This is a genomic window from Nitratireductor sp. ZSWI3 (assembly GCF_024655565.1).
In the GTDB taxonomy this organism is placed as follows: Bacteria; Pseudomonadota; Alphaproteobacteria; order Rhizobiales; family Rhizobiaceae; genus Nitratireductor.
Genome location: NZ_JANKOF010000135.1, coordinates 1 through 9,399, shown reverse-complemented (window position 1 = coordinate 9,399; position 9,399 = coordinate 1). Strand labels below are relative to the sequence as shown.

The following is a 9,399-nucleotide window of genomic DNA, read 5'->3' as shown; positions in this document are numbered from 1 at the left end:
CCCCAAATGTCGATCCGTCCTAGAACTTGGAAACGACCATGGACAGCTTTCACGACGTGCGGTTTCCGCTCGCCGTCTCCTTCGGCGCGACCGGCGGCCCCGAACGGCGCAACGAGATCGTGCAGCTCGTTTCGGGCCGGGAGAAACGCAATGCCCGGCAGGCGGACGCGCGACGTTATTACGACGCCGGCACGGGACTGCGTTCGCTCGACGACGTTCACGAGGTGCTCGCCTTCTTCGAGGCGCGGCGCGGGTCGCTGCACGGATTCCGTTTCCGCGATCCGTTCGACATGAAGTCCTGCAAACCTTCGCAGGCTCCCTCTTTTCAGGATGAGGTGATCGGCGTTGCCGATGGCGTCAACGTGCGGTTTCCCCTGATCAAGACCTATGGAGATGGCGCCGACGCGGTGATCCGCCGGATCGCGCGCCCGCTGGCCGATACGGTTTCGGTGGGGGTCGACGGGGTGGAGCGGCTGCCGGGGAGCGACTTCACCGTGGATCCCCAGACGGGCGAGATCGTCTTCGCGGCAGGTTCCGCGCCTGCGGGCGGCGCGGTCGTGACCGCCGGCTACGAATTCGACATGCCGGTGCGCTTCGATTGCGAGCGCCTGTCGGTGAGCCTCGCGGCCTTCAAGGCGGGGCAGATCCCCGCCATTCCTCTCGTGGAGATTTTCTGATGGTGGAGATCAGCGGGCCGTTCGCCGCGCATCTTGCGGGCGACGTGACGACCCTGTGCCACTGCTGGCGCCTGGCGCGCGGTGACGGAACGGTTCTGGGATTTACCGATCACGACCGGCGGATCATCTGCGACGGCACGGCTTTCGAGCCGGAGACGGGGCTGACGGCCAGCGAGGCGAAGACGTCGCTCGGGCTGGCGATCGACACGGTGGATGTCGAGGGTGCGCTGTCGGCTGCCGAGATCCGCGAGGAGGACATCCTGTCGGGTGTCTATGACGGCGCGCGCGTGGAGACCTATCTCGTCAACTGGCAGGACCCGACGATGTTCGCCCGCCTGCGGGTGGCGGTGATCGGCAAGCTGACCCGCCGCGACGGCAGCTTCGTCGCGGAGCTGGAAAGCCCGATGGTGGCGCTCGATCAGCCCAACGGCAAGACAATCCGGCGCGAATGCGATGCGGAGCTGGGCGACGGGCGTTGCGGAGTTGCCCTGGACGGCGCGCCGTTCCTCGCCTCGGGAACGCTGGTCCGCGCCGAAGCCGGCGACCTGCTGCTGGCGGATGGCCTCGACGGCTTCGCCGATGGCTGGTTTTCAAACGGTCTGCTGACCTGGCGTTCAGGTGCTGCGACCGGACGCCAGGAACGCGTGACCGGTCATCTGCGCACGGGCGAGGGAGCGCGGCTGGCGGTGTGGCGAGAGAGCGCATTTCCGGTCGTGCCGGGCGATCAGTTCGACATTGTCGCGGGCTGTGACAAGCGTTTTGCGACATGCCGGGAAAAATTCTCCAACAGTTTGAGTTTTCGAGGATTTCCTCATCTTCCAGGGGACGATGCCGCCTACGGCTATGTCAGCGAGGACGGCCTTTTCGACGGTGGAGCACTGGTCAAATGAAGGTGTTTGCGACCGAAGCCGAAGCAGAAGCCGTGCTCGCGCGTGCGGTGGTCGGCGAAGCCCTCGACTGGGTGGGAACGCCTTACCGGCACCAGGCGAGCCGCAAGGGCGTCGGATGCGACTGCCTGGGATTGCTGCGCGGCGTCTGGCGCGCCCTCTATGGCTTTGAGCCCGAAGACCCCGGACCCTACAGCGCAGACTGGGCGGAGACGGGGAAGGATGACCGTCTTCTCAACGCCGCGCGCCGCTGCTGCCGCGAAAGGGCGCCGCGGGAACTTGCCGCAGGACATGTGATCATCCTGCGCTGGCGTCCGCACCTGCCGGCCAAGCATGTCGGTATCCTGACGGCCCCCGGACAATTCGTGCATGCCTATCAGGGCAGCCGTGTCGTGGTCTCGGCGCTCGTCCCGCAATGGCGCCGGCGCATTGCCGGAGTCTTCGCTTTCCCGCCCCTTCCGAACGCCTAACGAGAGACCTTGAGCTATGGCGACAATCGTTCTGCAGGTGGCCGCCGGCGCACTGCTCGGGGGTGTGCTCGGACCGATCGGCGCGACGCTCGGCACGGCCGCCGGAGCGATCGCCGGCTACATGATCGACCGGGCCCTGCTAAGCGGATCGCAGCGATACGAGGGCCCGAGGCTGGCCGCCCCACGCCCTTTCACGGCGGAAGATGGGGCGCCGCTGCCACGCATCTACGGCACGGTGCGCACGGGCGGTACGCTGATCTGGGCGACGCGTTTCGAGGAAACCAGCACGACAAGCCGGCAGGGCGCCAAGGGCGGCCCCAAAGTAACGACATACTCATATTTCGCCAACGCTGCCTTCGCCTTGTGTGAAGGCGAGATCGCCGGCGTGCGGCGCATCTGGGCGGACGGGCGCGAAATCGACCGTACGAAGGTCGAGATCCGGGTCTATACAGGCAGCGAAGACCAGCTTCCCGATCCGCTGATCGAGGCGAAGCAGGGCAGCGGCAAGGCACCCGCCTATCGGGGCACCGCCTATGTCGTGGTCGACCGCCTGCCGATCGACGATTACGGCCGGCGGCTGCCGCAGTTCCAGTTCGAGGTCCTGCGGCCGGCAGGGGCGCTGAACGACAAGGTGCGCTCGGTGGCTCTCATCCCGGGCGCCACCGAATTCGGCCTGTCGCCAACGCCGGTGGATGTAAGTCGCAAACCTGGCGAGGACGTCGTCGTCAACCGCAACACGCTTGTCGCATCCAGCGACTTCGAGGCTTCACTCGACGAATTGCAGATGCTGTTTCCCAACCTGCAGACGGTGTCGCTGGTGGTCGCCTGGTTCGGCACCGACCTGCGCGCCGGCGATTGCAGCATCAGGCCGATGGTGGCAACGCCGGGACGCCGGGCCTTTCCGGAGATATGGGAAGACCTCTGGACGAGCATGGGGCTGCCGCCGCTGCTGATCGGCCCCTGGCTTTCCGCCTCGCATTCGGCGCGGTGGGTGGTGTCGGGGCTCCAGCGCTTCGAGGCCGAAACCGTTTCGATGACGGAGACGGGAGCCGCCTATGGCGGCACGCCGTCCGACCGGACGGTGGCGGACGCGATCGCGGCCATCAAGGCGCGCGGCCTGAAGGTCTGGATCTACCCGTTCGTGATGATGGACGTGCCGGCGGACAACACGCTGCCGGACCCCTATGGGGCCGAAAGGCAGCCGGCCTATCCGTGGCGGGGGCGGATCACCTGCGACCCGGCACCGGGATTGGCAGGCAGCGCCGACAAGACGGCCCTGGCCCGCGCACAGGTCGACGGGTTTCTCGGTTCCGCCAACCCTTCCGACTTCACGTTTTCGGACGGGACCGGCCCTTTCAGCGGCACGGGACTCTACACGGTCGAGTTCGGCGGGGATGCCGACGACTGGGGTTATCGGCGCTTCCTGCTGCATTATGCACATCTGGCGGCGGCAGCCGGCGGCGTCGACGGCTTCCTGATAGGATCCGAACTGCGCGGGCTGACGCAACTGCGCGACGAGGCCGGACGGTTCCCGTTCGTCGAAGGCCTGCGGCAGATGGCAGGGGAGGCGCGGGCGCTTCTCGGCGGCGGAACGACGATCACCTATGCCGCCGACTGGACCGAATATTTCGGCCACCAGCCGGCCGACGGCAGCGGCGACGTCCTGTTTCACCTCGACCCATTGTGGGCCGATGTCGCGATCGATGCGGTGGGCATCGACAATTACATGCCCCTGTCGGACTGGCGGGACGAAAATTATGCGGGCGGCAATCCGGACGGGTTTTCCGGCCCCTACGACGCGCACGGTCTCGCGGCGGGCGTGACGTCGGGCGAGGGGTTCGACTGGTACTACGCATCCGCCGCAGACCGCCAGGCGCGATTGCGCACGCCGATCAGCGACGGCGCCTACGCAAAGCCGTGGGTGTTCCGCTACAAGGACATCGCCGGTTGGTGGTCCAACGCGCATTTCAACCGCCACGGCGGCGTGGAGGCTCCGAACGCGACCGCGTGGGTGCCGGGGTCGAAGCCGGTGATCTTCACCGAGCTTGGCTGTGCGGCGGTCGACAAGGGTCCCAATCAGCCGAATGCCTTCCCGGACAGGAAATCCTCACAGGGCGGGATTCCCTATTTCTCGAATGGCGGGCGATCGGACCTCGCCCAGCGCCGATTCTTGTCCGCCCATCTGGATCACTGGTCGCAAACGGGAGAGGCAAATCCCGTCTCACCCCTTTATGGCGGACCGATGGTAAGCGCCGAGAACATCTCCCTATGGGCCTGGGACGCGCGTCCATTCCCAGCGTTCCCGCTGCGCGAGGATCTTTGGGGCGACGGTGAGAACTGGGCGCAGGGCCACTGGCTGAACGGGCGCTCGGGCAGCCTGACCGTCGGCGACCTGATCAACACGATCCTCGCCGATCACGGTCTGCCGGCAGCCGAGACCAGTCGCGCCGACGGCATCGTGACCGGCTACGTCGTCACCAACCCTTCGACGGCCCGCGCCGCCCTGGAGCCCCTGACCGATTTCTTCGGGGTCGGCGCTCGCGACGACGCAGGAACGCTCGCCTTTGCTTCCATCGGGCACGCCGCCGGGCCGGCAGACGATGTCGCCGACCTGGTGATCGAACGCGACGGCTTCGTTATCGAGCGAAGCCGGGATCCCGATCACACTTTGCCAGCCGAGCTGCATGTCGATTTTCGCGACCAGATGAAAGAGCATCAGTCGTCGACGACGCTTGCCAGACATGCCGGCGCACAAGGGCGGAGCCGCGGCTTCCTGAGCTTTCCCGGCGTGCTTTCCACCTCGGAGGCCGCCACGCAGGCCGGTGCCTGGCTGCATCGCCGCTGGGTGGGGCGAGAACGGATATCGTTTCGCGTGGCGATGACGCAGGCCGCCCTGCATCCCGGAGCGCTGATCCGGCTGCCAGGGGACGAAAGCGACGCGGAATATATCGTTACCGAGATCGAGGACGGTATCCTTCGCGCCGTCAAGGCAGAGCGCATCAAGCGCGTGCCGCCGCCCCTGGCCGTCGCGGAGCTTTCGCCGGCCGCAACCTCGATCAACGCCACCAGCATGCCGTTTGCCCTCATGCTCGACTTGCCGTGGTTGAGCAACATGCAGGCCCCCGAGCAGGGGCTGCGAGTGGCCGCCCGTGCCCTGCCATGGCGCCGGCAGGTGGTCTTCGCCTCACCGGAGGCAAGCGGCTTCGACCTGCGCACCACGCTCGATCATCGCGCCACGATGGGTTTTCTACGCCAGCCCCTCGGAGACGGCTTCGAAGGCCGGATCGATCGCGGCGCATCGATCGTCGTCGAACTGCTCGACGGTGAATTGCAAAGCGTCTCGCGGGCGTTGCTGCTGAACGTGAACAATGCGGCAGCCTTGTTCACGACCTCGGGAGCCTGGGAGATCGTGCAATTCGAGTCTGCCGAGGAGATCGAGCCCTCCTTGTGGAGGCTGACCGGCCTCCTGCGCGGCCAGCTCGGAACCTGCGACGCGATGCATAGCGGAGCGGCGGAGGGCGCCGGGTTCGTTCTGCTCGACGAGGCGGTGCGGCCCGCCGGTCTCTTATCCGCCGAACTGGGCTTGCCGCGCCGCTGGCGGATCGGCCCGACGGGCGAGGACCTGTCGGGGGAACGCTTTCTCGAACTCGCGGCGACCGGCGGTTTGCGGTCGCAAAAGCCGCTTTCGCCCGTCCATCTGCGGGCGCGGAAGGGCGCGGCCGGCGACGTCGTCCTGTCGTGGATCCGGCGCGGAAGGATAGACGCCGATCTGTGGCGGATCGAGGAGATTCCTCTCGGCGAGAGCGACGAGCGATATCGCGTCGAGATCCGCACCCCCGAAGGTACGGTCGTTCGCAGCGCGATCACGACCGAGCCGCGATGGACCTACAGCGCCGCCGAGCTGACGTCGGATTTTCCGGTGATGCCGGCTGCGCTCGAATTCGCGATTTCACAGCTCAGCCTCGCGGTCGGCCCCGGCATTGCCGCGCAAGTTTCCCTCACACTCTGAGAAGATTCAACTGCAACGGAAAGGAACGATGATGACGGAGAGCAAACCCTGGTATCTGTCGCGCACGATCTGGGCGTCGATGGTGACGATAGCCGCGGCGGCCGCCGGAATCCTGGGATACCCGGTGGACGGACTGGACAGCGCGGCCGTATCCGAAGGCCTTTTGAACGCCGTCACGGCGGTCTCGGGCCTGGTCGCGATCTTCGGCCGCATCACCGCGAAAAGCCGGATCAACTGATGGCGAGGGAAACGGTCGCGCCCGAGCCGTTTCCCTCGTGCCGGATCGGAGGAAATGGCGAATTGTTCATTTCCTATTCAGCGTCGCTGGGCTAAACCGTCTCCCATGTTGAAGCATCGTGCAAACAGATATGGGCGGATCGCGGCGCTTGCGTCGTCACTGGCGCTTTCCGTGCCGGGCTTTGCCGGCGCGGAGCAACCGCCTGCCGGAAGCTTTATCGTGGCTCAGGCGGGGGTCGATTGCTATTCCGTCGGCGCACGCGTCGCGGCTTCCAACGGCGGTCAACTGGTTCAGGCGACAGCGGAGAACAGGGGCGGGCAGACAGTCTGCCGGGTCGTTATCGTGATCCCGGGCGGCAGCGGCGAGCGGCCCAAGCGCGCCGAGTTCATTGTGCCTGCCAACTAGGTCCTGACCCTGGCGCGCAGCTTTACTTGCGTTTTCGTGTCGGTAAAGTTCCGAACTGAAAGCGATCAAACGGGGGATTGATGCGTATTCTGGTTGTGGAAGACGACAAGGATCTCAATCGCCAGATCAGCGACGCGCTGAGCGATGCCGGCTACGTGGTGGATCGCGCCTTTGACGGCGAGGAAGGACACTTCCTCGGAGACACCGAGCCGTATGACGCGGTGGTTCTCGACATAGGACTTCCACAGATGGACGGCATCAGCGTTCTGGAGCGCTGGCGCCAGGACGAGCGCAAGATGCCGGTGCTGATCCTGACCGCCCGCGACCGATGGAGCGACAAGGTCTCGGGCATCGACGCGGGTGCCGACGACTACGTTACGAAGCCCTTTCACATCGAGGAGGTGCTGGCGCGCGTCCGTGCGCTCATCCGCCGTGCCGCAGGCCACGCATCGACGGAACTGCGCTGCGGCCCGGTGCGTCTCGACACCCGATCTTCCAAGGCCGACGTGGACGGCGTTCCACTCAAGCTGACCTCGCATGAATACCGCCTCCTGGCCTATCTCATGCATCACAAGGATTCGGTCGTCTCGCGGACCGAACTGGTGGAGCACCTGTACGACCAGGATTTCGACCGCGATTCCAACACGATCGAAGTGTTTGTCGGACGTCTGCGCAAGAAGCTCGGAGACGTCGACCTGATCGAAACCGTTCGCGGCATGGGGTATCGGCTGCGCGAGCCGGACGGCGAATAGGCCTTCCTTATGGTGCGTCCGGGCACGTCGTCGTTTCTGTGGACCCTGCTGACGCGTTCGCTGGCCGTTCGCGTCATTGCCTTTTCCTCCTTCTGGGCGATCATCGCCCTGGTGGTCATCGCGACCATCATCTCGGCGCTGTTCAGACAGGTTTCCGAGCGCGGCTTCGACAGCGTGCTGCTGGCGCATCTGAACAACGTCATCGGGTCGGTCGGCGCATCGGCGGAGGGGGAGCTGCAAGGCAACCCCAACCTCGATGATCTGAGATTTTCCCAGCCGCGCTCCGGCTGGTACTGGGCCGTCGAACCCGTGACCGACGATCTGGGCCCCGCCCTGCGTTCGGCCTCCATGACCTCGCAGGTGCCATCGCCCAGCACGGCTGCGATCCCTTTCAACGATTCCTTTCAGCGCAAATATCTGAGCGTCGGTCCTGGAGGGGAAACGATCGAGGTCTTCGAAGCAGAACTCCTGATCGGCGATCAGGGGCAGGTGGCCCGCTTCCGCGTGATGGGCAACCGCAGCGAGCTGGAGGACGAGGTCACCAGGTTCGCTCGCCGGCTTTACGGCTATCTCGCCTTGTTCGGCGTCGGCATGATCGCCATCAACGTGTTTGCCATCCTCTACGGGCTGCGGCCGCTGAACCACGTTCAGCAAGCTCTTTCCGACATCCGTGCAGGCACGGCGCGGCGCCTTGAAGGGCCATTCCCGCGCGAGATCGCATCGCTTGCCGACGAGACGAACGCTCTGATCGACAACAATCGACGCATTGTCGAGCGATCACGCAAGCAGGTGGGCAATCTCGCCCACTCCCTGAAGACGCCGCTGGCGGTGGTGCTCAATGAAGGGCGTGCGGTCGGCGGCGAACGGGGCGCATTGATCACGGCGCAGGCCGTGGCGCTGCAGAAGCAACTCGAGCACTATCTCCAGCGCGCCAGGATGGCGGCGCAGCGCGACGGCCTCGTGTTCAGAACCCCGGTGCGCGCATCGCTCGAGCGGATGGCGCGCGTCATGGGCAAGCTGAACCCGTCGATCCGCCTGGAGACCCGTCTGCCCGGGCCGGATGTAATCTTCGCGGGCGAACGCGAAGACCTTGAGGAAATCAACGGTAATCTGCTCGAGAACGCGATGAAATGGGCCAGCGCGCGCGTCGTTCTGAGGACAGAGGAGGCGCCATCGGGCACCGCCTCGCGCACCTTCCGCATCATTATTGAAGACGACGGCCCGGGCATCCCCGAGGAGCAGGCGCGCGAGGCCGTGAAGCGCGGCCGGCGGCTGGATGAAAATAAGCCCGGAACGGGGCTTGGACTTGCGATCGTGACCGACCTCGTGGAAGAATATGGCGGTTCGCTTTCGCTGGAACGCTCGTCCCTTGGAGGATTGAAGGCGGTGGTTGAACTGCCCCGTGCCGAAGCATGAAAGGGCGCCCAGCCGAAGCGCCGCCAAAATTCGGTCAAAACGCCCTTCTATGGGCCCGATCATCAACGGATTGCCTCAGGGGATAACCTGGTCGATGAAAACCGCGCTCACTGCCATAGTCGCGTCCGCGTTCGTGTTGTCCGGTTGCGTCAGCAATGGCTTGTCGCAGACGGAATTGCGGCCGAACCAGTTTGCTTCGAGCCCCGCGCAATCCAGTGCCGTGATCGGCATAGAGGGCGGTGGCCTGATCAATGGTGAACTGGGCTCGTCGCTGACCCGCCAGCAGCGGCGTCTGGCCATCGAGGCCGAATACCGCGCCCTGGAGAGCACCCCCGCCGGGCAGGACGTCGTGTGGCGCGACGGCGGATCAGGCCGTGGCGGAACGGTCCGCGCGGCGCAGCCTTACCGGGTTGGTTCGCAGGATTGCCGCCAATACGTCCACTCGGTGGAGATCAACGGAGTGCCGCGCGAGGCGCGCGGCACGGCCTGCCGCAACGACAACGGCAGTTGGACGCTGCTGGGCTAGGACGGATCGACATTTGGGA

Annotated in this window: 9 protein-coding genes; all 9 read left to right on the top strand. The window is 65.6% G+C overall.

All coding sequences use genetic code 11. The features are described from left to right. Nucleotides 1-38 precede the first annotated feature (38 nt). Nucleotides 39-677: a DUF2460 domain-containing protein gene (locus NUU27_RS23840; RefSeq protein WP_257764794.1), complete on the top strand. Its 639-nt coding sequence runs from the start codon at nt 39-41 to the stop codon at nt 675-677. Then, nucleotides 677-1,567 carry a DUF2163 domain-containing protein gene (locus tag NUU27_RS23835; RefSeq protein ID WP_257764793.1) on the top strand — a complete coding sequence of 297 codons (891 nt, stop codon included), beginning with the start codon at nt 677-679 and terminating at the stop codon, nt 1,565-1,567. Before NUU27_RS23840 ends, NUU27_RS23835 begins: the two co-directional genes overlap by 1 nt. Next, complete coding sequence (locus NUU27_RS23830; protein WP_257764792.1) at nt 1,564-2,034, top strand: NlpC/P60 family protein; 471 nt, start codon at nt 1,564-1,566, stop codon at nt 2,032-2,034. Before NUU27_RS23835 ends, NUU27_RS23830 begins: the two co-directional genes overlap by 4 nt. A 16-nt stretch (nt 2,035-2,050) precedes the next feature. Continuing rightward, nucleotides 2,051-6,043: a glycoside hydrolase/phage tail family protein gene (locus NUU27_RS23825; RefSeq protein WP_257764791.1), complete on the top strand. Its 3,993-nt coding sequence runs from the start codon at nt 2,051-2,053 to the stop codon at nt 6,041-6,043. A gap of 31 nt (nt 6,044-6,074) precedes the next feature. Further along, nucleotides 6,075-6,281: a hypothetical protein gene (locus NUU27_RS23820; RefSeq protein WP_257764790.1), complete on the top strand. Its 207-nt coding sequence runs from the start codon at nt 6,075-6,077 to the stop codon at nt 6,279-6,281. A 105-nt stretch (nt 6,282-6,386) separates the two neighbouring features. Next, entirely contained in the window at nt 6,387-6,686 is a 300-nt protein-coding gene (locus tag NUU27_RS23815) for a hypothetical protein (RefSeq protein ID WP_257764789.1), read from the top strand. An 80-nt stretch (nt 6,687-6,766) separates the two neighbouring features. After that, on the top strand, nt 6,767-7,438 hold the full coding sequence (locus NUU27_RS23810) for a response regulator transcription factor (RefSeq protein ID WP_257764788.1): 672 nt from the start codon (nt 6,767-6,769) through the stop codon (nt 7,436-7,438). Between the two features lie 9 nt (nt 7,439-7,447). Next, on the top strand, nt 7,448-8,854 hold the full coding sequence (locus tag NUU27_RS23805) for an ATP-binding protein (protein ID WP_308220000.1): 1,407 nt from the start codon (nt 7,448-7,450) through the stop codon (nt 8,852-8,854). 94 nt (nt 8,855-8,948) lie between these two features. Next, a complete protein-coding gene (locus tag NUU27_RS23800; protein WP_257764787.1) occupies nt 8,949-9,380 on the top strand; it encodes a hypothetical protein in 432 nt (143 codons plus the stop codon). Nucleotides 9,381-9,399 lie beyond the last annotated feature (19 nt).